At 62.4% G+C, this 22,283-nt stretch carries 24 protein-coding genes; 15 read left to right on the forward strand and 9 right to left on the reverse strand.

Translation table 11 applies throughout. From position 1 onward, the window contains the following. Positions 1-57: 57 nt before the first annotated feature. Together CO670_RS23480 and CO670_RS23485 are read right to left on the reverse strand one after the other, a co-directional pair. Positions 58-537: a cupin domain-containing protein gene (locus CO670_RS23480; RefSeq protein WP_097592421.1), complete on the reverse strand. Its 480-nt coding sequence runs from the start codon at positions 535-537 to the stop codon at positions 58-60. Positions 538-790: 253 nt separating this feature from the next. Then, positions 791-1,834, reverse strand: coding sequence for a zinc-dependent alcohol dehydrogenase family protein (locus CO670_RS23485; RefSeq protein ID WP_097592422.1), 1,044 nt, complete (start codon positions 1,832-1,834; stop codon positions 791-793). A 248-nt stretch (positions 1,835-2,082) separates the two neighbouring features. Here CO670_RS23485 and CO670_RS23490 point away from each other — a divergent pair, with 248 nt between their 5' ends. Beyond that, on the forward strand, positions 2,083-2,970 hold the full coding sequence (locus CO670_RS23490) for a branched-chain amino acid aminotransferase (RefSeq protein ID WP_097592423.1): 888 nt from the start codon (positions 2,083-2,085) through the stop codon (positions 2,968-2,970). Between the two features lie 202 nt (positions 2,971-3,172). On the opposite strand, the gene CO670_RS23495 is transcribed toward CO670_RS23490, so the two are convergent. Beyond that, complete coding sequence (locus CO670_RS23495) at positions 3,173-4,075, reverse strand: LysR family transcriptional regulator (protein WP_097592424.1); 903 nt, start codon at positions 4,073-4,075, stop codon at positions 3,173-3,175. 135 nt (positions 4,076-4,210) lie between these two features. Here CO670_RS23495 and CO670_RS23500 point away from each other — a divergent pair, with 135 nt between their 5' ends. The 4 genes from CO670_RS23500 to nadE all read left to right on the forward strand — a co-directional run bounded on the left by CO670_RS23500 (position 4,211) and on the right by nadE (position 9,285). Further along, complete coding sequence (locus tag CO670_RS23500; RefSeq protein ID WP_097592425.1) at positions 4,211-5,401, forward strand: HlyD family secretion protein; 1,191 nt, start codon at positions 4,211-4,213, stop codon at positions 5,399-5,401. Positions 5,402-5,476: 75 nt separating this feature from the next. Continuing rightward, positions 5,477-7,093: a DHA2 family efflux MFS transporter permease subunit gene (locus CO670_RS23505; RefSeq protein WP_097592426.1), complete on the forward strand. Its 1,617-nt coding sequence runs from the start codon at positions 5,477-5,479 to the stop codon at positions 7,091-7,093. Between the two features lie 27 nt (positions 7,094-7,120). Further along, positions 7,121-8,326, forward strand: coding sequence for an adenylate/guanylate cyclase domain-containing protein (locus CO670_RS23510; RefSeq protein WP_097592427.1), 1,206 nt, complete (start codon positions 7,121-7,123; stop codon positions 8,324-8,326). A 125-nt stretch (positions 8,327-8,451) separates the two neighbouring features. Beyond that, positions 8,452-9,285, forward strand: coding sequence for an ammonia-dependent NAD(+) synthetase (gene nadE, locus CO670_RS23515; RefSeq protein WP_097592428.1), 834 nt, complete (start codon positions 8,452-8,454; stop codon positions 9,283-9,285). A gap of 36 nt (positions 9,286-9,321) precedes the next feature. Here nadE and CO670_RS23520 read toward each other — a convergent pair whose 3' ends face one another. Then, positions 9,322-10,554, reverse strand: coding sequence for a multidrug efflux MFS transporter (locus tag CO670_RS23520; protein ID WP_097592429.1), 1,233 nt, complete (start codon positions 10,552-10,554; stop codon positions 9,322-9,324). 117 nt (positions 10,555-10,671) lie between these two features. Between CO670_RS23520 and CO670_RS23525 the strand changes: the two genes are divergently transcribed. Further along, positions 10,672-11,016 (forward strand): nuclear transport factor 2 family protein, encoded by a 345-nt coding sequence (locus tag CO670_RS23525; protein WP_097592430.1) that lies wholly within the window; start codon positions 10,672-10,674, stop codon positions 11,014-11,016. 21 nt (positions 11,017-11,037) lie between these two features. On the opposite strand, the gene CO670_RS23530 is transcribed toward CO670_RS23525, so the two are convergent. The 3 genes from CO670_RS23530 to CO670_RS23540 all read right to left on the reverse strand — a co-directional run bounded on the left by CO670_RS23530 (position 11,038) and on the right by CO670_RS23540 (position 13,005). Next, positions 11,038-11,769, reverse strand: coding sequence for a sulfite exporter TauE/SafE family protein (locus tag CO670_RS23530; RefSeq protein WP_097592431.1), 732 nt, complete (start codon positions 11,767-11,769; stop codon positions 11,038-11,040). A gap of 61 nt (positions 11,770-11,830) precedes the next feature. Next, the gene (locus tag CO670_RS23535) at positions 11,831-12,484 is read right to left on the reverse strand and encodes a class I SAM-dependent methyltransferase (protein ID WP_097592432.1); all 654 of its coding nucleotides are present in this window, start codon (positions 12,482-12,484) and stop codon (positions 11,831-11,833) included. A 194-nt stretch (positions 12,485-12,678) separates the two neighbouring features. Then, positions 12,679-13,005, reverse strand: coding sequence for a hypothetical protein (locus CO670_RS23540; RefSeq protein ID WP_097592433.1), 327 nt, complete (start codon positions 13,003-13,005; stop codon positions 12,679-12,681). 213 nt (positions 13,006-13,218) lie between these two features. Here CO670_RS23540 and CO670_RS23545 point away from each other — a divergent pair, with 213 nt between their 5' ends. From CO670_RS23545 to CO670_RS23555, 3 genes are all read left to right on the forward strand, one after another. Further along, a complete protein-coding gene (locus CO670_RS23545) occupies positions 13,219-13,821 on the forward strand; it encodes a superoxide dismutase (protein ID WP_097592434.1) in 603 nt (200 codons plus the stop codon). 199 nt (positions 13,822-14,020) lie between these two features. Further along, complete coding sequence (locus CO670_RS23550) at positions 14,021-14,698, forward strand: HAD family phosphatase (protein WP_097592435.1); 678 nt, start codon at positions 14,021-14,023, stop codon at positions 14,696-14,698. A gap of 109 nt (positions 14,699-14,807) precedes the next feature. Next, entirely contained in the window at positions 14,808-15,653 is an 846-nt protein-coding gene (locus CO670_RS23555) for a metallophosphoesterase (protein WP_097592436.1), read from the forward strand. A gap of 111 nt (positions 15,654-15,764) precedes the next feature. On the opposite strand, the gene CO670_RS23560 is transcribed toward CO670_RS23555, so the two are convergent. Next, positions 15,765-16,460 (reverse strand): YafY family protein, encoded by a 696-nt coding sequence (locus tag CO670_RS23560; RefSeq protein ID WP_097592437.1) that lies wholly within the window; start codon positions 16,458-16,460, stop codon positions 15,765-15,767. Between the two features lie 129 nt (positions 16,461-16,589). Between CO670_RS23560 and CO670_RS23565 the strand changes: the two genes are divergently transcribed. The 3 genes from CO670_RS23565 (at position 16,590) to CO670_RS23575 (ending at position 18,959) form a co-directional block, all read left to right on the forward strand. Beyond that, positions 16,590-17,225 (forward strand): LysE family translocator, encoded by a 636-nt coding sequence (locus CO670_RS23565; protein WP_097592438.1) that lies wholly within the window; start codon positions 16,590-16,592, stop codon positions 17,223-17,225. 186 nt (positions 17,226-17,411) lie between these two features. Continuing rightward, complete coding sequence (locus CO670_RS23570; protein WP_097592439.1) at positions 17,412-17,852, forward strand: cytochrome c; 441 nt, start codon at positions 17,412-17,414, stop codon at positions 17,850-17,852. A 192-nt stretch (positions 17,853-18,044) separates the two neighbouring features. Then, complete coding sequence (locus CO670_RS23575; RefSeq protein WP_097592440.1) at positions 18,045-18,959, forward strand: cytochrome c; 915 nt, start codon at positions 18,045-18,047, stop codon at positions 18,957-18,959. Between the two features lie 12 nt (positions 18,960-18,971). On the opposite strand, the gene CO670_RS23580 is transcribed toward CO670_RS23575, so the two are convergent. Continuing rightward, the gene (locus CO670_RS23580; protein WP_097592441.1) at positions 18,972-19,466 is read right to left on the reverse strand and encodes a GNAT family N-acetyltransferase; all 495 of its coding nucleotides are present in this window, start codon (positions 19,464-19,466) and stop codon (positions 18,972-18,974) included. 263 nt (positions 19,467-19,729) lie between these two features. On the opposite strand from CO670_RS23580, the gene dmeR reads away from it, so the two are divergent. From dmeR to bla, 3 genes are all read left to right on the forward strand, one after another. Next, positions 19,730-20,002 carry a Ni(II)/Co(II)-sensing transcriptional repressor DmeR gene (gene dmeR, locus CO670_RS23585; RefSeq protein ID WP_088688146.1) on the forward strand — a complete coding sequence of 91 codons (273 nt, stop codon included), beginning with the start codon at positions 19,730-19,732 and terminating at the stop codon, positions 20,000-20,002. 23 nt (positions 20,003-20,025) lie between these two features. Beyond that, entirely contained in the window at positions 20,026-21,057 is a 1,032-nt protein-coding gene (dmeF, locus tag CO670_RS23590) for a CDF family Co(II)/Ni(II) efflux transporter DmeF (protein ID WP_097592442.1), read from the forward strand. Between the two features lie 131 nt (positions 21,058-21,188). Next, positions 21,189-22,079, forward strand: a complete 891-nt coding sequence (bla, locus tag CO670_RS23595) for a class A beta-lactamase (protein WP_097592443.1) — start codon at positions 21,189-21,191, stop codon at positions 22,077-22,079. Positions 22,080-22,283 lie beyond the last annotated feature (204 nt).

Consider the following 22,283-nt stretch of genomic DNA (forward strand, 5'->3'; position numbering starts at 1 on the left):
TCCATCAGCCTTCGGAATTTCCCGAGGCGGCAAGCTGCCCCAGGCGGAGGGGGCGCATCAGGCGGCGAGGATCGTAATCCCGTAGGCATTGGCGGCCGCGGTCATGCGGGCGACGGTCTCCGGCGAAGGGCTGGCCTTGGGTGGCTCGGTTGCGCCTTCCGCTTCGATGAATTCGGCCATGTCGCGGTCGACGATCGCCGAAAAGACCGCAGGGGCGGTGCCGCGATTAGCGTAGCCATGCACCATGAAGGGCGCGATGCTGACGATGTCGCCAGCGCCCGCCTCGATCTCTTCGGGGCCGCTGTCGGTCAGCCGCCAGATCGTCAGGCGACCTTCCAGAATGCGGAACACTTCCGGGCTCGCATGCGCATGTCTAGGCGTCCGGCTGCCTGATGGTACGGTGACGTCGAAGATATTGAGCCAGTTTCCGCGGGTCCGAAGCCGTCGCTCGATCCGTTCTCCGAGGACGAAAAAGCGTTTCGCCCTATCACCGGTTTCGTCACCGGCATGCATGTTCACAAATGAGTTGGACATCATGTCTCTTTCTTTTTCTTGCAGGCTTTTCTTGTTGGCCTTTCTTCGGCCGCAGCCGTTAGACCCTTGCGCCATCTTTGGCAACCACCGCGATCCAGTCGGTGGTAAGCCGATGGCCCCGATATCGGTGCGGCGGACAGGTTTCGCAAGGCCTGTCCGGCGGCTGCAAATGTGCGCCGGCCGCACCGTGTCGGAAGGCTCTGCGCCTATAATACGTTGGCGTGGCTGAATAAGGCCGGCGGCCTGTGCCGCTGCCTTATGAAAACCGTGTGATCACGCTGATGCCCGTCGCTTCCGCCTTGTCGAGCGCCATCAGCGCCGGCACGGCTTCTTCCAGGCTGACTCGGCGTCCGATCAGCTTCTGCGGAGCGATCTTGCCGGCGGCAAGCATCGACAGCATGGCGTCGTAGCGCCAGGCCTGCATGCCGTGGCTGCCGTAAATCTCCAGCTCGTGGCCGATCACCTGCGCCATCGGGATTTGCGGCGCGGCATGTTCGCCGAGCATCAGCCCCACCTGCACATGCCGGCCGCGCCGGCGCAGATTCTTGATCGAATTGAAGCAGGTAGCGGGGTGGCCGAGCGCATCGATCGAAACATGCGCGCCGCCCTTGGTGATCTCGCGCACCGCCTCCGCGACGTCGGCGACACCTGATGCGTTGACTATCGCCACCGCCCCGCATTCGCGCGCGAAGGCGAGCTTTTCATCCGAAATGTCGATGCCGATCGCATTGGCGCCGAGAGCGGTGGCGATCATGATCGCCGACAGGCCGACGCCGCCGCAGCCATGCACGGCGATCCATTCGTCGGGTCCGGTGCGCGCTTGGTCGGCGACGGCGCGGAATGAGGTGGCGAATCGGCAGCCGAGGCTTGCCGCCGTCGCATCGTCGATCGTGTCGGGCAGGTGCACCAGATTGGTGTCGGCATAATCGATCGCCACATATTCGGCGAAGGATCCCCAATGGGTGAAGCCCGGCTGGAACTGGTTGGGGCAGACCTGCTGATTGCCGGAATGGCATTCGCCGCAATGGCCGCAGCCGGAAACGAAGGGCACTGTCACCCGGTCGCCCACCTTGAAACGCATTACGCCGCGACCGGTGGCGACGACCCGGCCGGCAAGTTCGTGGCCCGGCACATGCGGCAGGCGGATATCCGGATCATGCCCCATCCAGCCGTGCCAGTCGCTGCGGCAGAGCCCGCTGGCGCCGACCGCAATGACGACGCCGTCCTCGGCAGGCGTGGGGTCGGGCAGGGTGCGAATCTCGGGCGCCTTTTCGAAGGCTTCGTAATACATGGCTCTCATCGGCGTCTTCCCTTGCTGCTACCTGCGACTGCCCCATGATGGCATGCGGCCGGCCGCCGTTCCAACCGTCCATTCCATCACTTTTGCTGATGCACCTATCGCTTCAGCGCGTGCCGCTGCGCAGGAATATTGCGGCCTGACGCCGTCCTCCGGTATTTTCTTGCTTCCGCATTTCGCGCCCGGATTTCTTCTTGACCCGGCTTGCCGCCGCGGTTTTTGCTTTTCCGGCTTCAAAAAGGGAGGGCAACATGGCCGTCGATACATCACCCCGCTCAACCACCTGGACGCATGTCGACGGGGAGTGGCTTCCCGGCAATCCGCCGCTGATCGGGCCGACGTCGCATGCCATGTGGCTGGGCTCCTCGGTCTTTGACGGCGCCCGGTGGTTCGACGGTATCGCGCCCGATCTCGACCTGCACTGCCAGCGCGTCAACCGCTCGGCGCTTGCCATGGGTTTGAAGCCGGTGAAATCGGCCGAGGAGATCGCAGCGCTCGCCTGGGAAGGCGTTGAGAAATTCAATGGCGCGACGGCAATCTATATCAAGCCGATGTATTGGGGCGAACACGGTTCGCCGGGCAGCGTCGTTTCCGTCGATGCCGAATCGACCCGCTTTGCGCTCTGCCTGTTCGAGGCGCCGATGGGTGGCCACGGCGGCACCAGCCTCACCGTCTCGCCCTATCGCCGGCCGTCGCCGGAAACCGCAATGACCGAGGCGAAGACCGGCTCGCTCTATCCGAACAGCGGCCGCATGATCGCCGAAGCCCGCAGCCGCGGCTTCGACAATGCGCTGGTGCGCGATCTGAACGGCAATGTCGTCGAGACCGCCTCGTCCAACGTCTTTCTGGTGCGCGACGGCATAGTGATGACGCCCGCCGCCAACCGCACCTTCCTTGCCGGCATCACCCGCGCCCGCGTCATCGGCCTCTTGCGGAAGGCCGGTTTCGATGTCGTCGAGACGACGCTCTCCGTCGAGGATTTCATGCAGGCCGACGAGATCTTCACCACCGGCAACTATTCCAAGGTCGTCGGCGTCACCCGCCTCGACGGCCGCGACTTTCAGGAAGGCCCGGTCACCCGTAAGGCGCTGGACCTCTACATGGACTGGGCCCACGGCAGAAGCGAGAGCGAGGAGTGAGCCACGATCCCGCAAAGCGGGAGCAATCGATCCAGTGAATCGATTGCAGTGGCGAACGCCCGGAGCGCAAGCGAAGGGCTGGCGCGGTTCGGCGAAGCCGAAGCAATCGATCCAGTGAATCGATTGCAGCTGCGAACGCCCGAAGCGCAAGCGAAGGGCTGGGGCGGTCCAGTCGGCAGAATTGAGATCGGGATACACCCCCTCACGTCATCCACTTGCGATGCTCCGCAAATCTCTCCGCCAGGAGGTCAATGAACAAACGCACCTTGGTCGCCAGATGGCTGCGGTTGGGGTAGACGGCATTGATGTTGAATTCGACCGGCCTGTAGTCCGGCATGATCTTCACCAGCCGTCCTTCGGCGATGTCGTCGAAGACCACGAAGCTCGGCGCCAGGAAGATGCCCTGTCCGTTCAGCGTCAGGAAACGCAGCATTTCCGCGCTGTTGGAGACGACATTGCCGGCGATCTTGACGCTTTCCTGCCGGCCTTCGCCATCCTCGAAGCGCCATTCCTCGCCATAGGGGTAATAGGCATATTGCAGGCAATTGTGATCGGCGACCTCGGCCGGCCTTTGCGGCGTCGGATGGCTTTCGAAATAGGCTGGCGAGCAGACGAGCATATGACGCCAGGGTGTCAGCTTGCGCGCGACGAGCGAGGAATCCGGCGGCGGCACGGTGCGGATCACCAGATCGTAGCCGTCCTCGATCATGTCGACCATTCGTTCGCCGACACTGAAATCGAGCGCGATCGATGGATAGAGTTCCATATATTCGCTGACGACGGGCAGCAGGAAGCGCACGATGGCGCTGCTGGTATAGACCTTCAGCGTGCCGCGCGGCGTGGTGCTCAGCGCGCCCGCCGTCCGGTCGGCCTCTTCGAGCTCGGCAAGGATCTGCGAGGAGCGTTCATAATAATATTTACCGGTTTCCGTCAGGCTCACCTTGCGCGTCGTGCGGTTGAGCAGCCTGACGCCGAGCCGATCTTCCAGCGATTGCACGTGATTGCCGACCATGGTGACGGACATGTTGAGCCGGCGCGCGGCGGCGGAGAAGCCGCCGCATTCCACCACGCGGCCAAAGACTGTGAGGCTTGTCAGCCGATCCATATTACCCTCGGATTATCCGCTGAGAGTTGATGATCCTTCCCGATATAAGCAGATTATCACGATGAACGGCAGGGTGCATTTTCTTCGCAACGAACAGGACCTCGTACCGAGGGGCTGGATTGAAGGAGAAGCACGATGGTTGAGTTACCGCGCAAGGATGTTTTCGACACCGCCCGGCAGGCCGATGCCGCACCTGTTGCCGAGGCGCCTGTCGTCGAAGCGCCGGCTGCGGAAGCGCCGAAGAAAACCGGCCGCAGGGCGGTCAAGCGCGCGGTCATCGCCGCTGCGCTGCTTGCGGGCGTCGCCTTGTCAGGCGATTTCGGCTACCGCTACTGGACGGTTGGCCGCTTCATCGAATCCACGGACAATGCCTATGTGAAGGCCGATTACACGACGGTGGCCCCGAAGGTCGCGGGATACATCAAGGAAGTGCTCGTCAACGACAATGACCCGGTCAAGGCCGGTCAGGTTCTCGCCCGCATCGATGACCGCGACTTCCAGGCCGCCCTTTCGCAGGCACGAGCCGATGTGAAGGCGGCTGAAGCCGCCATTGCCAATATAGATGCCCAGATCGCCTTGCAGCAGTCGGTCATCGGACAGGCGAAGGCAACGATCGAGGCCTCGCAGGCCTCGCTGGATTTTGCCGTTTCCGACGCGGCGCGCTCGGCCAGACTGATCACCAGCGGAGCCGGCACGCAGTCCCGCGCCGAACAAAGCCAGTCGGCCCGCGACCAGGCCGCAGCCGCCGTCGAGCGCGACCGGGCCGCTCTCGTCGCGGCTGAAAACAAGGTGCCGGTGCTTGAGACGGAGCGCCAGCAGGCGGTCGCAGAGCGTGATCGGGCGGCGGCTGCCGCGCGTCAGGCGGAACTCAACCTTTCCTATACTGATATCGTTGCGGCCGTCGATGGCACACTCGGCGCCCGTTCGATCCGCGTCGGCCAATATGTCACCTCGGGCACGCAGCTGATGGCCGTCGTGCCGTTGCATGCCGTTTATGTCGTCGCCAATTTCAAGGAAACGCAGCTGACCTACGTTCGCCCCGGCCAGCCGGTCGAGATCAAGGTCGACAGCTTTCCCGGCGCGACGATCAAGGGCCATGTCGACAGCGTTTCGCCGGCAAGCGGCCTCGAATTCTCGCTGCTGCCGCCTGATAACGCCACCGGCAACTTTACCAAGATCGTCCAGCGCATTCCGGTCAAGATCGTCATCGACGACGAGGCTCTGCGTGGCCTGTTGCGCTCGGGCATGTCGGTCGAACCTGAAATCGATACCAAAGCCGCGCAGACCTCCGCGGCCGAGGAGGGATTATTCAGCTCGGCTGGATAATCCCGATCCTTCCCCGAATACCGCCCGAACCCCGTCATGAGAAGGTTTTCCGTGAGAACCGGAAAGAGATCAGCCATGGCCACTCTTCAGATCGCCGCAAACAGCAATTCGCTCACGCATCCCGCCGCGATGTCCGCCCAACCCGCCGCCATCAGCCCGCTCCGCATGTGGATGGCCGTCGTCGGCTCTACGCTCGGCGCCTTCATGGCGGTCCTCAACATCCAGATCGTCAACGCCTCGCTTGCCGATATCCAGGGCGCCATCGGCGCCGGCACGGATGACGGCGGCTGGATTTCGACCTCCTATCTGATCGCCGAGATCGTCGTCATTCCCTTGAGCGGCTGGCTGACGCGGGTCTTCTCACTGCGCAACTATCTGCTCGTCAACGCGATCCTCTTCCTGATCTTCTCCGTCGCCTGCGCCTTTGCGGCCAATCTGCAGCAGATGATCATCCTGCGGGCCATTCAGGGCTTTTCCGGCGGCGTGCTGATCCCGATGGCCTTCACCATCATCATCACGCTGCTGCCCAAGGCGAGGCAGCCGGTCGGTCTCGCACTTTTTGCCCTTTCGGCCACCTTCGCACCGGCCATCGGCCCTACGATCGGCGGTTATCTTACCGAGAACTGGGGCTGGGAATATATTTTCTACGTCAACCTGGTCCCTGGCGCGCTGATGATCGGCCTGCTCTTTGCTTCGCTGGAGCGGGCGCCGATGAACCTGAAGCTGCTCGCCAGGGGTGACTGGCCGGGCATCGTCACCATGGCGATCGGGCTGGCAGCCCTGCAGACCGTGCTGGAAGAGGGCAACAAGGAAGACTGGTTCGGCTCCGATTTCATCCTCCGCCTGGCTGTTGTCGCCGCCGTCTCGCTGACGCTGTTCATCATCATCGAGCTGAAGACCGCCCATCCGCTCCTGAACCTGCGTCTGCTGTTGCGGCGCAATTTCGGCTTCGGCATCGTCGCCAACTTCCTGCTCGGCATCGCGCTTTATGGTTCGGTTTTCGTGCTGCCGATCTATCTCGCCCGTATCCAGGGCTATAATTCCGAACAGATCGGTATGGTCCTCGCATGGACCGGCATTCCGCAACTGCTGCTGATTCCGCTGGTGCTGCGCCTGATGAAGCGTTTCGACGTCCGGCTGCTGATCGTCGTCGGCTTTGCCCTCTTTGCCGCCTCGAACTTCATGAACGTTCACATGACCGGCGATTATGCGAGCGACCAGCTCTTCTGGCCGAACATCGTGCGCGCCATAGGCCAGGCGCTCGTCTTTACCCCGCTGTCGGCCATCGCCACATCAGGTATCGAGCAGGAGAATGCCGGAACGGCATCGTCGCTCTTTAACATGATGCGCAATCTCGGCGGCGCGGTCGGCATTGCCTCGCTGCAGACCTTCCTGTCGAAGCGCGAGCAGTTCCACTCGAACATTCTGACCAACTCGGTCTCGGTCTTCGAGGAAGCCACGCGCGATCGCCTTGCAAGGCTGACAGCCTATTTCATGAACCACGGCGTCAGCGATCAGGCTCTCGCCGGCCACAAGGCCGTCGTCGCTATCGCGCTCAAAATACGCAGGCAGGCCAATATCATGGCCTTCAGCGACACCTTCTTTCTGCTCGGTGTCGCGCTCGTCGTCGCCCTGCTGGCAAGCCTGCTGCTCAGCAAGCCCGGTCAACTCTCCGGCGGCGGCGCTCACTAACGCCGTGCCCTCAAGGAGGAGAAAGCCATGACATCAGCGATCCATGCTCCCGATCTCGACCGGTCTCCGCCGAAGGCCACCGGCAACGCCGTCAGCACGGGCGCGCTGCTCTCGATCATCGAATGGCTCTCCGGCGACGAATGCCACGCGCTCGACGAAGCGGGCCTGGTGTCCGGTCTCGGCCGCAGGCTTCAGGCGCTTGGCCTGCCGGTCGACCGGCTGACCCTGCATCTGATGACGTTGCATCCCGAGTTCATCGGCCGCACCATTGCCTGGGCGCCGGGCGAGCCGGTCGAGATCCATGATCGCGAACACGGCGCCCGCGTCGCGATCGCCAATACGCCGCTGCGCAAGGTCATGGACACCCGCGAACCGCTGGTCGTCGGCCTTGGCGAAAGCGTCCACGGCCGCTGGCAGCATATCGATGTCTTTGCCGATCGCGGCTTGATGCAGCTCGTCATCGCGCCGCTCTGCAATGGCGAAGGTCCGGTCAGCGCCGCCGTTTTCGGCACCAGGCGGCCGGGCGGCTTCACCGCTTCCGAGCGGCAGCTGATCGAACGCATCCTGCCGGCGCTGCGAAACACCAGCGAGTTGCGCACTCTTCGCCAGGTCGAACTCAGCCTCCTCGACACCTATATCGGCCCGCTGACGGCCAGCCGGATCCTGGCCGGCCGCATCCGCCAGGGCGAGATCGAATCCATGCAGGCCGCCCTGCTGCTCTGCGACCTGCGCGGCTTTACCGAGCTGTCGAACCGGCTGCCCGGCAGCACCGTGCTCGGTCTGCTCAATGCCTATTTCGACAGGATCGTGCCGGCGATCACCCGCGAGGGCGGCGAATTGCTGAAATTCATGGGTGACGCCGTCCTTGCCTTCTTCCCGGGTTACGATGCCGCCCATTCCTGCGGTGCCGCCCTGGCATCGGCCGGCGCCATCCTCGATGAGATCGATGATTTCCGATACGAAGGCGTCGGCGTGAAGGCCGGCATCGCGCTTCATTACGGCGAGGTCAGTTACGGCAACGTCGGCTCCGGCCGCCGCCTCGACTTCACTCTTATCGGCCGCGACGTCAATCTGGTCAGCCGCATCCAGACCGCCTGCAGCGAGCTCGGAGAGGCCCTGTTGATGTCGAACCCATTCCGCCAGGAGGCGGGGGAGGGAAACGCGGTCTCTGTCGGGGCACATCGGCTGAAGGGTTTTGCGGAGCCGGTGGAGCTGTTTACGATTGTGCGGTAGGCGTGCTGCGGACCGGCCTGCCGACAGAAGATAGACGGGTTGCCCGATGAACAGGGTACCACACGTCTTTCTTTCCCCTATCTTCGCCGAGGTTATCCATAGACTTCACAATGAGGAAAAGACCCATGACCGTGCTGTCCGACGAACAAGGCGAGATCATCCGCGAACTGGGCGTTGCCGCCGAGATCGATCCTGAGCACGAGATCGACCGCCGCACCGCTTTTCTCAAGGATTACCTCGTTGCGTCGGGCATGCGCAGCTATGTCCTCGGCATCAGCGGCGGCGTCGATTCGCTGACGGCGGCCCTGCTGGCCCAGAAGGCCGTGCGCGAGCTGCGTGACAGCGGCCATACGGCGGAATTCATTGCCGTGCGGCTTCCCTACGGTGTCCAGGCGGACGAGGCCGATGCGGAGAGGGCTCTGGAAACGATCGGCGCGGACCGCAATATGGTGGTGAATATCAAGGCGGCCGCCGATGCGATGCTTGCCGCCGCTCAGGGCGGCGGCCTTGCCTTTGCCGATGCCGGCCGGCAGGATTTCATCCTCGGCAACATCAAGGCCCGCCAGCGCATGATCGCCCAGTTCGCCCTTGCCGGCGCGCTTGGCGGCCTCGTTATCGGCACGGATCATGCGGCCGAGGCGGTCATGGGCTTCTTCACCAAGTTCGGCGACGGCGCCGCCGATATCTTGCCGCTCGCCGGTCTCAACAAGCGCCGCGTCCGCCTCTTGGCAAAGCGACTTGGCGCACCTGACGAGCTGGTCTTCAAAGTCCCGACCGCCGATCTCGAGGACCAGCGGCCGCTACGCCCCGACGAGGAGGCCTATGGCGTCACCTATGACGAGATCGACGATTTCCTCGAAGGCAAGCCGGTCGGCGAGATCTCCCGCCGCCGGATTCTTGCCGCCTATCGCGCGACTGCCCACAAGCGCGCTTTGCCGGTCGCCGTGAACGCTCTCTGACGGTCGTCTGTCCTGCATGCGCCGGTTTCATCGTCCTCAGGCGGCTGCGGTTTCCGTTTCCCTCGGCCGCACCAGCCACGCATAGGCAGCGCCGGCGAGAAGCAGAACCGAGGTGCCGAGGAAGACCGCCTGCATGCCAATATGCCCGCCGATGAAGCCGCCGAGGATGGGGCCGGCCACCTGGCCGACATATTGCGAGGAGATGGAAAGACCGAGAATGCTGCCGGCGGCGCTATCGGGCACGCTGTGGCGGATGACGGCCGCGATGCAGGGCAGGAGCCCGCCGAGTGCTGCGCCCATCAGGAAACGCAGGAGGATGAGCTGCCAGGAGCTGGTGACGAAGGCCTGCGGGATCAGCAGCAGCCCGGCGATGGCGAGCGCGCCTGCGATGACCGGCCAATGGCCGATCCGGTCGGCAAGTTTTCCGAGCCATGAGGCGGAAAGGATGCTGCCGAGCGCTGCGGCTGACATGACGAGACCCGAAATCATCGTCACCCGGCTTTGCTCAGGCACGATCTGCGCGACATAGACGGTGATGATCGGCTCGATCGACATGTTGGCGAACATCAGCAGCATGCCGGTCGCCAGCATGGCGATGACAGGCCGCTTGTCGGCAACGGATTTCCAGCCGCCGCTTGCCTTTGCGGCCTGCTTGCGGGCCGGTGACTTCTCCTCCTTGATCAGAAAGGCCGTCGCGAGAAAAGCGAGGAAGATCATGCCGCCGGCGGCGAGAAACGTGCCGCGGATACCGATGATCTCAGGCAGCGCCCCACCGACCAGCGGCCCGACGAGATTGCCGGCCATGATGCCGGACGAGAGAACACCGAGCGCCCAGGCGGAGCGATCCTTCGGCGTCTGCGTCGCCACCAGCACCATCGAGCCGGAGGAGTAACCCCCGGCAAGCCCGACGAAGAGGCGCAGCGCCACCAGCTGCCAGACATTGCCGGCCATGCCCATCAGCGAGATCGCCAGGGTCATGCCGAGGCTCGCGCGCACCAGCATCAGCTTGCGGCCGTAGATGTCGCCGAGCCGCCCCCAGAGCGGCGCGACGAGAGCTGCGGCGAAGAACGTGGCGCCATAGGCGATGCCCGACCACTGCACGATCGCGGCATGGTCGCTGACGCCGAGCTCTTCGACATAGAGCGGCAGGAAGGGCAGCAGCAGCGTCATCGCCACGATCGTCGTGAAGGAGCCGATCAGCGAGATGGCGAGATTGCGCTTCCAGTAGATCGAACCAGGCCTTGCGGCGTCCCATTGCGTGTCTGTCATTCCCTGCCTCGGCATCGAACTTGCAGCGCAGTTGCACCGCAACCTGGATCATCTCAAATAAAAGTGCTAGAACATAACCGATTGCGACGCGCAATCGGTTAATCGGAGGACATCGCCTTGAACGCCATGGACTCATCTCGCGAGCGGACCGTCCGCGATCTTTACGCCGCCTATCTCGGCGACCGCAAGGAGATCGTCGGGGCCATGCTGACCGAAGACTTCACTTTCTCCAGTCCGCGCGACGACCATATCGACCGGGCTGCCTATTTCGACCGTTGCTGGCCGAAGGAGCCGCTCTTCCGCGATATCGTGATCGAGTTCCTGGCGGTTGGCGGTGATGAGGCGGTGGTCCGCTACCGGGCCGAGAAACTCGACGGCGGCAGTTTCCACAACATGGAGAGCTTTCATTTCCGCGGCGAGAAGATCGCGTCCGTCGAGGTCTATTTCGGCCGGAATCTGTAACCCGGCCAAGGCGGCCACGCGTTACAGGAGCCGTATCGCCGAGGTCGCGATGATGATCATCGAAACCGCCACCATCAGCGGCCGCACCGGCAGCCGTTTGACCAGGATGGCGCCGAAGGGGGCGGCTATGACGCCGCCGATGATGAGGCCGATCGCCGAATTGAGTTCCGACCAGCCGAGGGTCACGACGAAGGTCACGGAAATCGTCAGCGTCACCGCGAATTCGGTGAAATTGGTCGAACCGATCACCCGCTTCAGATCGTGGCCGCGGCCGACGAGCGTGCTGGTGACGATCGGGCCCCATCCGCCGCCGCCGATCGCATCGAGCACGCCGCCGCAAAGCCCGACGGGCGGCACGGCCCAGTCGCGCACCTCGCGCTGCAGCGGCGGCCGGAAGGCCTTGTAGAGGATCAGCAGGCCGATGGCGATGAGATAGGCCGACACGTAGGGTTCGATCGTCTTGCCGTCGATATTGACGAGCAGATAGGCGCCGATCGCTCCGCCGATCATGCCGGCCGGCGCAAGCCGCGCCACCAGCCGCCAGTCGACGTTGCGATGATAGGCATGCGAGAGGCCCGAGGCGGCGGTCGTGAACATTTCCGTCACATGGGTCATGGCGCTGGCATTGGCGGCCGGCACGCCGAAGGCAAGAAGACTGGTCGTCGACAGCACGCCGAAGGCCATGCCGAGTGCGCCGTCGACGATCTGTGCGCAGAAACCCACGGCGATGAAGAAGAAGAAATCCGATGTCATACAGTCCCCTCGGACGAACGGTACCACCAGAACATGCGACGCGGGAAGAGAAGTTTCGGTCTCAGGCGGCAAATCCGCGCTGCTTCAGCCGGACGATCTTGAAGAAGCCGTTCGGAAAGACCGGCAGGATATCGGCAGCGGCAAAATCGCCGCGGCGTTCGGCCCACGCAAGGATGCGGTGGATGCGAAAGGCGGAGGACCAGCCGATATGGCGCACCAGCGGCGCCACCGCCGCCTCGATCCTGCCCTGCAGGCCGGCGCCGTCGCCGAGCTTGCTTGCAAGAATGATCTCGCCGCCCGGCCGCAGCACCCTTGCGCATTCGTCGAGCGCCCGCTCGGGGTCGGGGATGAGGGTGATGACGAAAGGCAGGCAGACCGCATCGAAGGACCGGTCGGCAAAGGCGAGCGCATGTGCGTCCATCACCTCCAGCGCCTGCACATGCTGCAGGTTTTCACGTCTGGCTTTTTCGCGGGCGCGGGCGATCATGTGTTCGGAAATGTCGATGCCGGTCACCCGGCAACGGCTGGGATAGTGCCCGAGCGTCAGGCCGGTGCCGACGCCGATTTCCAGAATATCGGTGCCGGCCGCAGCGGCAAGCGCGGCAAGCTTGCGGTGGCCATCGCGCAATATGCCGCGATAGACGCGGTCATAGACTGGTGCCCAGCGCTGATAGATTTTCTGCTGATCTTCCGCGCTGTTGCGAAGCTCTGGCATCCGGCACCTCCCTACCGCATAACCTCGAAAGTCCGAATCGGTGCCCGGAAAAGATTACGCGCCATTTCAAAATTAGAGCGCCTCGTGCATCCCGCCACAACGCCCGGCGTTATAAACCCAATCTTCAACTCCCAAGAGTGTGTTCGGGTTCCGTCAGGATATGGCGAGGGGCACCAAACCGGCGCTGCGGCCGCCTATTTCTCCGGCGTGAGCCCGAGCTTCCCGGCGTCCAGCTCGCTGCCGATCTCGACGGTCTTTTTTTGCTTGTCGTAGACGCAGATCTGGGCGACCAGCCCCTTGGCGCCTTTCGGCTTGCCGGTCAGCACGGCGAGCCCGTAATGGGAAGTGCCGAAAGGATCGACGGCAGCGACGGGCTTCTCGATTGCGACCGCCGCCTTCTTGCATTTGGCTTCCACATCGGCGGCAAGCTGCTGCCAGGCCTCGTCGGAGGAGGCGTGCGCGGCGCCGGCAGCGGAAAGAAGCGCGGCCGCGGCCAGAAGCTGGATTATATTCCTGTTCATCTCGGTTCTCCGTTGCTGTGGGCCGCTGGCAAAGCCATTTTCGCGGCGGGTATGTCAGGCGATTTGCAGGCGCGATTCCAGCCCTACAACTGAGGCAAATTTTCCTCCGGCCGATCGTTTTTTGATATTTCGCCGGTTGCCTCTCCCACGTTCCCCTCCTATGTTCCGGCTCACCTGCCGATGACGCAATCTATTGCCAAGAGGAGATCTGACATGGCTTTCGAATTGCCTGAACTTCCCTATGATTACGAAGCGCTTGCTCCCTTCATGTCGAAGGAAACGCTGGAGTTTCACCACGACAAACACCATAAGGCCTATGTCGACAACGGCAACAAGCTCGCCGCCGAAGCCGGCCTTTCGGATCTCTCGCTCGAAGACGTCGTGAAGAAGTCCTTCGGCACCAATGCCGGCCTCTTCAACAATGCCGCCCAGCACTACAACCACATCCATTTCTGGAAGTGGATGAAGAAGGGCGGCGGCGGCAACAAGCTGCCCGGCAAGCTCGAAGCAGCCTTCACCTCCGATCTCGGCGGCTACGACAAGTTCAAGGCCGATTTCGCCAATGCCGGCGCCACCCAGTTCGGCTCCGGCTGGGCCTGGGTTTCCGTGAAGAACGGCAAGCTCGAAATCTCCAAGACCCCGAACGGCGAAAACCCGCTCGTCCACGGCGCCACCCCGATCCTCGGCGTCGACGTGTGGGAACACTCCTATTACATCGACTATCGCAACGCCCGCCCGAAATATCTCGAAGCCTTCATCGATAGCCTGATCAACTGGGACTACGTCCTGGAACGCTACGAAGAAGCCACGAAGTAAGCGGCATCTGCTTTTAGTTCTGCACCCGGCGCCCAAACGCCGGGTGTTTCGTTTTTTTGCACCAGTCGCGAAATCTTTAAGTTTTGAGCGTCCGAAAATCGATGATCCGATACGCGCGAACTTCCGCCTTTGGTGACAGCTGTGCTCCTGTTTCACCTTTCCACATGGCTTTGTTATGCCTCTGTCGTATCCTCAACGGATGAAGCAGCTTCCATTCAAGCCCGAAGCCGTCCTGTTCGATATGGACGGCCTAATTTTCGATACCGAAGCATTGTATCGGGACGCGGTTATCAAGGCCGCTGAGGAAAAAGGGTTTAACATCCCAGTGTCCGTCTATCTGGAAACGATTGGATTACCCAGCACGTCGGCCAGAGCGCTTTTGGCCATGCATATTGGCGGAGAACTTCCCATTGAGGACTTGTGGAAACAGGCCTCAGATCTGTTCCGGACGATGGTCGCAACAGAGCTACGCCTCAAGCCTGGGGTCATTGAAATTTTGGACTGGCTGGAAGAAACTCAACTTCCGTGGGCTATCGTCACTTCCTCAGACCATGACACAGTGCTTAGCCATCTGCTTGCGGTGAATCTGAAGGATCGCTTCATGCACATTATTGCCCACGGAGATTATACCGCAGCGAAGCCTCATCCAGAGCCGTATCTGAAAGCCGCAAGCCGGTTAAGGGTGAACCCGAGCCGGTGTGTTGCACTCGAGGATTCTTGTAGCGGCGTTCTTTCGGCGTCTCGTGCCGGTCTGATGACCATAATGGTGCCCGACCTCGTTCAGCCAACGCTGGATATTCAAAGTCTTTGCGCATATGTCGCACCAAATTTACACGATGTTCTTGCTGTCTTGATCGATAGGCTCCAGGCAAAATGAGCACGTCGGATCCATCATCAACACTCGGGAATCTCGGCAGCTGACGCAGTTCGATCATGCGTTGGGACACCGTCACATCCCTGTCACCGGCCGCTCCTAATCACGTCCCATGTCTTCTTCTACTCTTCCCCTGTTCCGCTTCGGTATCATCGCCGACCCGCAATATGCGGCGATCGCGCCGCATGCGGCCATGGACCGCCATTACGCCAACAGCCTCGCCAAGGTCGCCGAAGCGATCGAGGTCTTCAACGGCTGCGAATTGAGTTTCGTCATGACGCTCGGCGATGTCATCGACCGCAGCTTCGCGAGCTTCGACGATATTCTTCCGGTCTATGCAAAGCTGAGACACGAGGCGCTGTTCCTGCTCGGCAATCACGATTTCTCGGTTTCCGCGGGGCATCTCTCCGAAGTCGCTGCGCGCCTGGGCATGCCGTCGCCCTACTACAGCTTCTCGCGTCATGGCTGGCGCTTCGTCGTGCTCGACGGCAACGAGGTCAGCATCTTCGCCCCGCCCGAAGGCCATCACCACCGCGCCCTTGCCGCGCAGATGCTGGCGGAGCTGCAGGCCAAGGGCGCCCGCAATGCCCACCGCTGGAACGCGGCGCTGAGCGACGAGCAGTTCGCCTGGCTCGGCGATCAGATCGCAAGCGCGGCGGCGGCCGGCGAAAAGGTGATCGTCATGAATCACTATCCGGTCCATCCGCCCGGCGAGCACGGCATGTGGGACAGCGAGCGCATCGTCGCGTTGCTCGCCTCGCAGGGCAATGTCGTCGCCTATCTCAACGGCCATGACCATGTCGGCAATTATGGCGTGGCCGGCGCTTGTCACTTCGTCAATTTCAAGGGCGTGGTCGACACCGAGACGCAAAACACTTTCGCGATCGTCGAAGTCCATGCCGACCGCATCGAAATCCGCGGCTTCGGCCGTGAGGAGAGCCGGACGCTGCCTTACTAAAGCGTGTCAGGCAAAAGTGTGCGCGGTTTTGCGATAACGACACGCGTAAAAAGACAAAGACTTAAAGCGCGGCTAGCGAATCTGAAAGATTGCGACGCGCTTTAAGCCGCATCACGCAGGCACGGCCGTTTCCGTCCAGCCGCTGGTCCAGAGTTCCCGCAGCCTGTCGCCGTCGCCCTTGAAGAAAATCTCGCTTGTCGCGCAGCGTTCCACCCGGTCGCTGCGGAAATTGCGGATCGCCTGGCGCAGCTCGCACCAGGCGACGATGTTGGCGGTCTCAGAATAGTAGATCAGCGCGATCGGCTGGATCGTCCGTTCGGTCGCGCGGCCGAGTTCGTCGCGGTAGCCGAGTTCAAGCTTTCGCTCATCGCGGATCGCGCGCCGTACGATTGCGAGGTCGAAGCCAACAGGCGGCTGGGCGATCGCGCCCCAGGCATAAAGCGCTTTGTTGTCCATCGCCTGGCGCAGCGGCGCCGGCACGGCTCCGGCGATCTTCTGATTGACGCGGCGGGCGGCCTGCTTGAGTTCCTCGTCGGCGGTGCGTTCGAGCAGCGCCAGCGACAGCACGATCGCCTCCATCTCCTCGATCGAAAACATCAGCGGCGGCAGATCGAAGCCCGGCCGCATGATGTAGCCGATGCCGCGCCCGCCTTCGATCGGCACCCGCATCGCTTGAAGGGCCGCGATGTCGCGGTAGATCGAGCGAACGGTCACTTCCAGCGTCTCGGCCATCGCTGCCGCCGTCATCGGCTTTCTCGCCAGCCTGAGGATCTGAATGATCTCGAAAAGCCGTGAGGCCTTGCGCATTTTCCTGACTCCGCTCCCAACGCTCCTGACAATACACTGTCAGTTGGGTTTCGCTATAGAGCCGCCTATCGAATTGAAATCAATCACAGTCTTTCAAAGATCCAAAAAGACGCAGGGCGGATAACTGACATGAACTACCATGAAAACCTCTGGCTCTTCTTCACCCTTCTTTTCGGCATCATCATCGTGCCTGGAATGGACATGCTCTTCGTGCTGGCCAATTCGCTGACCGGCGGCATCAAACGCGGCCTGGCTGCGACCGGCGGCATCATGGCGGGCGGCGCCGTCCATTCGGCCTATGGCGCAGCCGGCGTCGGCATGCTCGTCACCATGCTGCCGCAGCTTTTCAACGTGCTGCTCTTTGCCGGCGTCGCTTACATGATCTGGATCGGCATTTCGCTGATCCGCAGCTCGATCACCGTCGAGGCGATCGGTCCGGGAACGGCACATTCCAGCTGGCGCGCCTTCCGCCAGGGTGCAGTCACCTGTCTCGTCAATCCAAAGGCTTATATTTTCATGTTTGCGGTTTACCCGCAGTTCCTGAGGCCGGAATACGGGCCGGTCTGGATGCAGGGCCTGATCATGGGGGCCATGACTGTCGCCACCCAGTTCGCCATCTACGGCACGCTCGCGATGACGGCCGGGCGCAGCCGCGATCTTCTTGTCGCAAACCCTCATGCTACGGCCTTGGTGGGACGCTGCGCCGGATTGCTGCTGGTGGCAGTCTCCGCGCTTAGCCTCTGGCAGGGCTGGAAAACCGCTTGAGCCTTGATGCCTCTCATCCAAAAGCGCGTCGCATGAAGCAAATTCGATGCGACGCGCTTTCGCTGCTTATCACATTGTTTTTATGGTCATCCGGCAAAACGTGACCACCTGGACGCATGGATTTTGTCATGCTCCCGGTGCAGATTGGCCAGCGGCCGTCCCGGCCGAGGAAAATGGAGAGGAAATATGAATTGGAAAGCAGTAGCTGCCGCCGCAGCGATGGCCGGCATAGCCTTGGGTGCGGTGAATGCCGCTGACGGCACGCATGATTCGCGTGTGGCGCTGATGAAGCGGATCGGCGGTTCGACCGGCGCGCTTGCAGCGATCGCAAAAGGCGAAAAGCCCTATGACGCCGAGGCGGTAAAGGCGGCGCTAACGACGATTGCCGCTACATCCAAGGTCTTCCCCGATCAATTCAAGCCGGACAGCGACAAGAACGATCCCGCGGTGAGCCCGAAGATCTGGGAAAACATGGACGACTTCAAGGCTCGCGCTGAAAAGCTCTCCGCCGATGCCGAAATCGCGCTTGCCCAGCTTCCGGCGGATACCGCGGCTGTCGGCGCCACGGTCAACACGCTCGGCGCCAATTGCGGCGGCTGTCACAAGGCCTATCGTCTCAGCAAATGAGCGATAGGCCGTCCCGGCAATTCCCGCAGAACTGCGGAGTAGTTTTGCATGCGGAATTGCGGAAAGCGGAAATGATAGGAACTCTCGATCCGCGCCAGCCTTGCCGCCGGCGCGGATCGTCTTAGTTCTCCGCCCGTGCGGACCGGTCGCGTATTGGACCGGCAAAAATGTCTTCAAAGGGGGAGGCGGCGCATGGTCCGCAGGTTCATCCGAGTTCTGCTCTGTCTGATCGGCGTCGCCGTCCTCGGCGGTGGCGCCTTCTATCTCGTCACCGCGCCCGATCCCCTGCCGGAGAGCCATTGGGCCGGTCTCGGTGCGCCGGACACGGCAAATGGGGAGATGGTCTTCTGGACGGGCGGCTGCGTCAGCTGCCATGCCGCGCCCGGCTCAGAAGGCGATGCCAAGCTGACGCTTTCGGGCGGTCTCGCGCTGAAGAGCCCCTTCGGCACCTTCCACGTGCCGAACATCTCGCCGGATGAAAAAGCCGGCATCGGCGCCTGGACGCTTGCCCAGTTCGGCAATGCGATGAAGCGCGGCGTCGGTCCCGATGGCCAGCATCTCTACCCGTCTTTTCCCTATGGCTCCTATGCCCGCATGAGCGACAAGGACGTCAACGATCTCTTCGCCTTCATGAAAACCCTGCCGAAGAGCGCAAACGTCACGCCGCCGCATGAACTGCCGTTCCCCTTCAACATCCGGCTCGCGCTCGGCGGCTGGAAGTTCCTCTATTTCAACGATCAGCCGCGCGTGGCGCTGGCAAAGAGCGACGACAAGGTGAAGCGCGGGCAATATCTCGTCGAAGGCCCGGGCCATTGCGGCGAGTGCCATACGCCGCGCGATGCGCTCGGCGGCTTCGAGGCCAATATGTGGCTGGCCGGCGCGCCGAATCCGGAAGGCGAGGGCCGCATACCCGATATCACCCCGGCCTCCAAGAGCATCGGCAGCTGGAGCGAAGCGGATATCGCCAGCTACCTCGAAACCGGCTTCACGCCGGATTTCGATAGTGTCGGCGGCTCGATGGTCGACGTGCAGCAGAACATCGCCCATCTTCCGGCCGCCGACCGCGAGGCGATCGCGGCCTATCTGAAGGCCGTGCCGGGACGCTGAGACGGTCGCAGCTCAAGCGATCGACTGCATGTAACGCATGCCGGTCACGGGGCGCGGCGTGAAATCCATTTGTTCGTAGAAGCGATGCGCCAGCACGTTTCCGGTCGCTGCGCTGACGGAGAGGTAGCCGCAGCCGGCATTGCGCGCGGTCTCGCGGGCGCGGTCGACGAGCAACTGGCCGGTGCCGTGGCCCCGATGGCCGTCGCGCACGAAGAGATGGTGCAGGTCCATGCCGCGCTTGCCTTCCTGCGCCCTGTAGAGCGGCACGAGAATGGCGTAGCCGATCAGCCCTTCGCTGGTTTCCGCGACCAGCGCATGGATCCAGGGCAGGGGGCCGAACAGATCGCGCTCCAATTGCTCCGGCGTCGTGCCTGAAGGGTCGCCGTGATGGGCGGCCAGCAGGGCGATCATCTCGTTGAGTTCGGGCAGGTCGCGCGGCTTGGCGGCGCGGATCGTCACCACCGATGGGCGCATTAGTGAAATTTCGCTGTCTTCGATGTCGGTCATGGTCTTCGCGTCCTTTGATATTCTGCCGTCAGGACGCTGCCGATACAACAAAGCCGCCTGACGGCGGCTTGTTGACAATATGATCTGTCCGGCCGCCCTTTACAGGTACAGCCAAAAATACGAGCGGCTCTGGTGCGCGTTCTTGATCATGGCGCATCAATCGCCGCAAACGCGGCGTTTGTCAATGGCGGATCGGCATGCAAGGGCATTGCCTGGATTTTTCCGCTTGATAATATACCCCCCTATCCTATAGGAAATCGGCCATGTCTCACACCACCCTTCAGAAAAAGAAGCTCATCGCCCGCATCAGCCGCCTCAAGGGGCAGATGGAAGCGGTCGAGCGTGCACTCGAGGCCGAGCGCCCATGCGGCGAAATCCTGCAGCTCCTCGCATCGGTGCGCGGCGCCTTGACAGGGCTGACCGGCGAGGTGCTGGACGACCACCTGCGCGAACATGTGCTGAATGCCGAAAACGATGCGGCCAGGGCGGAGGCGGTCGAGGAAATATCGGAAGTGCTGAGAACCTATATCCGCTGAGTGTTTGCATAAAGGAGCCTGCAATGAGTGCCGGGATCGAGAAGGCTGGAATGGAAGCCCTGGAACACGATCATGTTTTCCTCGGCGCCGATCACGCGGCGAACGAGCGGCGTATCTGGCTGGTGATCGCCCTGACGGCCGTGATGATGGTGGCCGAAATTGCCGCCGGCACCGTCTACGGCTCCATGGCGCTCGTCGCCGACGGCTGGCACATGTCGACCCATGCCAGCGCGCTGCTGATTTCGGCGCTCGCCTATCTCTTCGCCCGGAAGCAGGCGCGCAATCCGCGTTTTACCTTCGGCACCGGCAAACTCGGTGATCTCGCCGGCTTCGCCAGCGCCATTATCCTCGCCCTGATCGCTTTGCTGATGGCCTGGGAAAGCGTGCTCCGGCTGACCAATCCGGTGCCGATCGGTTTTGCCCAGGCGATCGCCGTGGCGGTCATCGGCCTTGCCGTCAATCTTGCCAGCGCCTGGCTGCTCGGCGGCGGTGGCCACGCGCACGGTCATCACGCGCATGGTCATCATGCGCATCACACGCATGGCAATCATGCGCATCACCACGGCCATCACCATCATGCCCATGGCGGTCACGATCACCATGGCCACAACCACGAGCACCATGGAAAGGCCGGCGACAACAATATCCGCGCCGCCTATCTGCACGTCATCGCCGATGCGTTGACTTCCGTCCTCGCCATTGCGGCGCTGACGCTTGGCAGCCTCTATGGCTGGCTGTGGCTCGATCCCATTATGGGAATCGTCGGCGGTTTGGTGATCGCCAATTGGTCTTGGAGCCTGATGAAAGCCTCGGGTGGTGTCCTTCTCGACGTCGTGCCCGAAGGGGAGACGCTGCCCGCGGAAATCCGCGAGGCCATCGAGACGGAGGAGGACAGGATCACCGATCTGCATGTCTGGCAGGTCGGCCCCGGCCATCATGCCGCCATCGTCGCCGTCGTCACCTCGCAGCCGCGCGAGCCGGCCTTCTACAAGGGCAGGCTGTCGGCGCTCGAGGAATTGTCGCATGTGACGGTCGAGGTCACGCGCGCCGCATGAAAGGTGCGGCGGACGACAGGTTTGCCGCGTCCGGACGATATGATCCCTAGACGGACGACGAAGTCGCCGCGGGGACGAGATCCCGCCGCAATCGCGCCTTAGCTCTGTCCTCCTCACCGCCGGAGGATTTCATGGATCTCAGTCTTACCCGCCGCATGCTGATCGGCTCGGCCTTTTGCCTGCCTGCGCTCACGCTTCCCGTCAGGGCTCAGGAAACGAGCGGGGAGGGCGACGACAATGTCGAGCGCCGCCTTGCCGCGCTGGAGAAACGCACCGGCGGCCGCCTCGGCGTCTCGGTGCTCGACACCCAGACGAGCATCACCTTCGGCTATCGCGGCAGCGAGGCCTTTCCGATGTGCAGCACCTTCAAGGCGCTGGCCGCGGGCTTCGCCCTTGCCCGCGTCGACAAGGGTGACGAGAGCCTCGATCGGCGGGTGAGCTACGGCAAGGAGAAGCTCGTCGACTATTCTCCGATCAGCGAAAAACATGCAGGCGCGGACGGCATGACGATCGCCGAACTCTGCGAGGCAGCCGTGACGGTCAGCGACAACACGGCCGGCAACCTGCTGCTCGAAAGCTTCGGCGGACCGCCGGGTTTGACCGACTGGCTGCGCTCGATCGGTGACGGCACGACGCGTCTCGATCGCACCGAGCCAACGCTGAACGAGGGCAGGAAAGGCGATCCGCGCGATACGACGACACCGGATGCGATGCTTGACACGCTCGGCAATCTGACGCTCGGCTCGGTGCTGACGGAAACCTCCTGCAACAGGCTGATCGCCTGGCTGGTGGCAAGCACCACAGGCAAGGAACGGCTCAGGGCCGGTCTTCCCCAGGATTGGAAAGTCGGCGACAAGACCGGCACCGGCCAGAACGGCTCGCTCGGCGATATCGCCGTCATCTGGCCGCCGGATCGCGGCCCGATTGTCGCCGCGGTCTATATCGCCGAAGCGACCGCGCCGGCGAAGGATCTCAATCCGATCTTCGCCGAGGTTGGGCGGATGATTGTGGAAATGGTTTGAACACAAAAAATGCGGCGGAGAGAGCCTTCCGCCGCGTGCAAGCTGGTTTTCGCTAGAACAGGCTGATTTTAGGCCCGGTTGGCCTAAAATCTGAATCCTATTCTAAATTGAAGAGTTAGAGCATGAGGTCGCCCGAAAACCGCTTACACTTTTCGGCATCGTGCTCCAAAAAGTGTTTAGTCCCGGCATTTGATGGTGCATTAT

Source organism: Rhizobium sp. J15 (assembly GCF_002531825.1).
GTDB lineage: Bacteria > Pseudomonadota > Alphaproteobacteria > Rhizobiales > Rhizobiaceae > Rhizobium.

Bases quoted from the DNA above. Each gene is read 5' to 3' on its own strand.
- CO670_RS23490 (WP_097592423.1), top strand. From the start codon at position 2,083: ATGGCCGTCGATACATCACCCCGCTCAACCACCTGGACGCATGTCGAC.
- CO670_RS23495 (WP_097592424.1), bottom strand. From the start codon at position 4,075: ATGGATCGGCTGACAAGCCTCACAGTCTTTGGCCGCGTGGTGGAATGC.
- CO670_RS23500 (WP_097592425.1), top strand. From the start codon at position 4,211: ATGGTTGAGTTACCGCGCAAGGATGTTTTCGACACCGCCCGGCAGGCC.
- CO670_RS23540 (WP_097592433.1), bottom strand. From the start codon at position 13,005: ATGAACAGGAATATAATCCAGCTTCTGGCCGCGGCCGCGCTTCTTTCC.
- CO670_RS23560 (WP_097592437.1), bottom strand. From the start codon at position 16,460: ATGCGCAAGGCCTCACGGCTTTTCGAGATCATTCAGATCCTCAGGCTG.
- dmeF (WP_097592442.1), top strand. From the start codon at position 20,026: ATGAGTGCCGGGATCGAGAAGGCTGGAATGGAAGCCCTGGAACACGAT.
- CO670_RS23505 (WP_097592426.1), top strand. From the start codon at position 5,477: ATGGCCACTCTTCAGATCGCCGCAAACAGCAATTCGCTCACGCATCCC.
- bla (WP_097592443.1), top strand. From the start codon at position 21,189: ATGGATCTCAGTCTTACCCGCCGCATGCTGATCGGCTCGGCCTTTTGC.
- CO670_RS23510 (WP_097592427.1), top strand. From the start codon at position 7,121: ATGACATCAGCGATCCATGCTCCCGATCTCGACCGGTCTCCGCCGAAG.
- CO670_RS23580 (WP_097592441.1), bottom strand. From the start codon at position 19,466: ATGACCGACATCGAAGACAGCGAAATTTCACTAATGCGCCCATCGGTG.
- CO670_RS23480 (WP_097592421.1), bottom strand. From the start codon at position 537: ATGATGTCCAACTCATTTGTGAACATGCATGCCGGTGACGAAACCGGT.
- CO670_RS23570 (WP_097592439.1), top strand. From the start codon at position 17,412: ATGAATTGGAAAGCAGTAGCTGCCGCCGCAGCGATGGCCGGCATAGCC.
- CO670_RS23545 (WP_097592434.1), top strand. From the start codon at position 13,219: ATGGCTTTCGAATTGCCTGAACTTCCCTATGATTACGAAGCGCTTGCT.
- CO670_RS23550 (WP_097592435.1), top strand. From the start codon at position 14,021: ATGAAGCAGCTTCCATTCAAGCCCGAAGCCGTCCTGTTCGATATGGAC.
- CO670_RS23530 (WP_097592431.1), bottom strand. From the start codon at position 11,769: ATGACATCGGATTTCTTCTTCTTCATCGCCGTGGGTTTCTGCGCACAG.
- nadE (WP_097592428.1), top strand. From the start codon at position 8,452: ATGACCGTGCTGTCCGACGAACAAGGCGAGATCATCCGCGAACTGGGC.
- dmeR (WP_088688146.1), top strand. From the start codon at position 19,730: ATGTCTCACACCACCCTTCAGAAAAAGAAGCTCATCGCCCGCATCAGC.
- CO670_RS23575 (WP_097592440.1), top strand. From the start codon at position 18,045: ATGGTCCGCAGGTTCATCCGAGTTCTGCTCTGTCTGATCGGCGTCGCC.
- CO670_RS23485 (WP_097592422.1), bottom strand. From the start codon at position 1,834: ATGAGAGCCATGTATTACGAAGCCTTCGAAAAGGCGCCCGAGATTCGC.
- CO670_RS23565 (WP_097592438.1), top strand. From the start codon at position 16,590: ATGAACTACCATGAAAACCTCTGGCTCTTCTTCACCCTTCTTTTCGGC.
- CO670_RS23535 (WP_097592432.1), bottom strand. From the start codon at position 12,484: ATGCCAGAGCTTCGCAACAGCGCGGAAGATCAGCAGAAAATCTATCAG.
- CO670_RS23555 (WP_097592436.1), top strand. From the start codon at position 14,808: ATGTCTTCTTCTACTCTTCCCCTGTTCCGCTTCGGTATCATCGCCGAC.
- CO670_RS23520 (WP_097592429.1), bottom strand. From the start codon at position 10,554: ATGACAGACACGCAATGGGACGCCGCAAGGCCTGGTTCGATCTACTGG.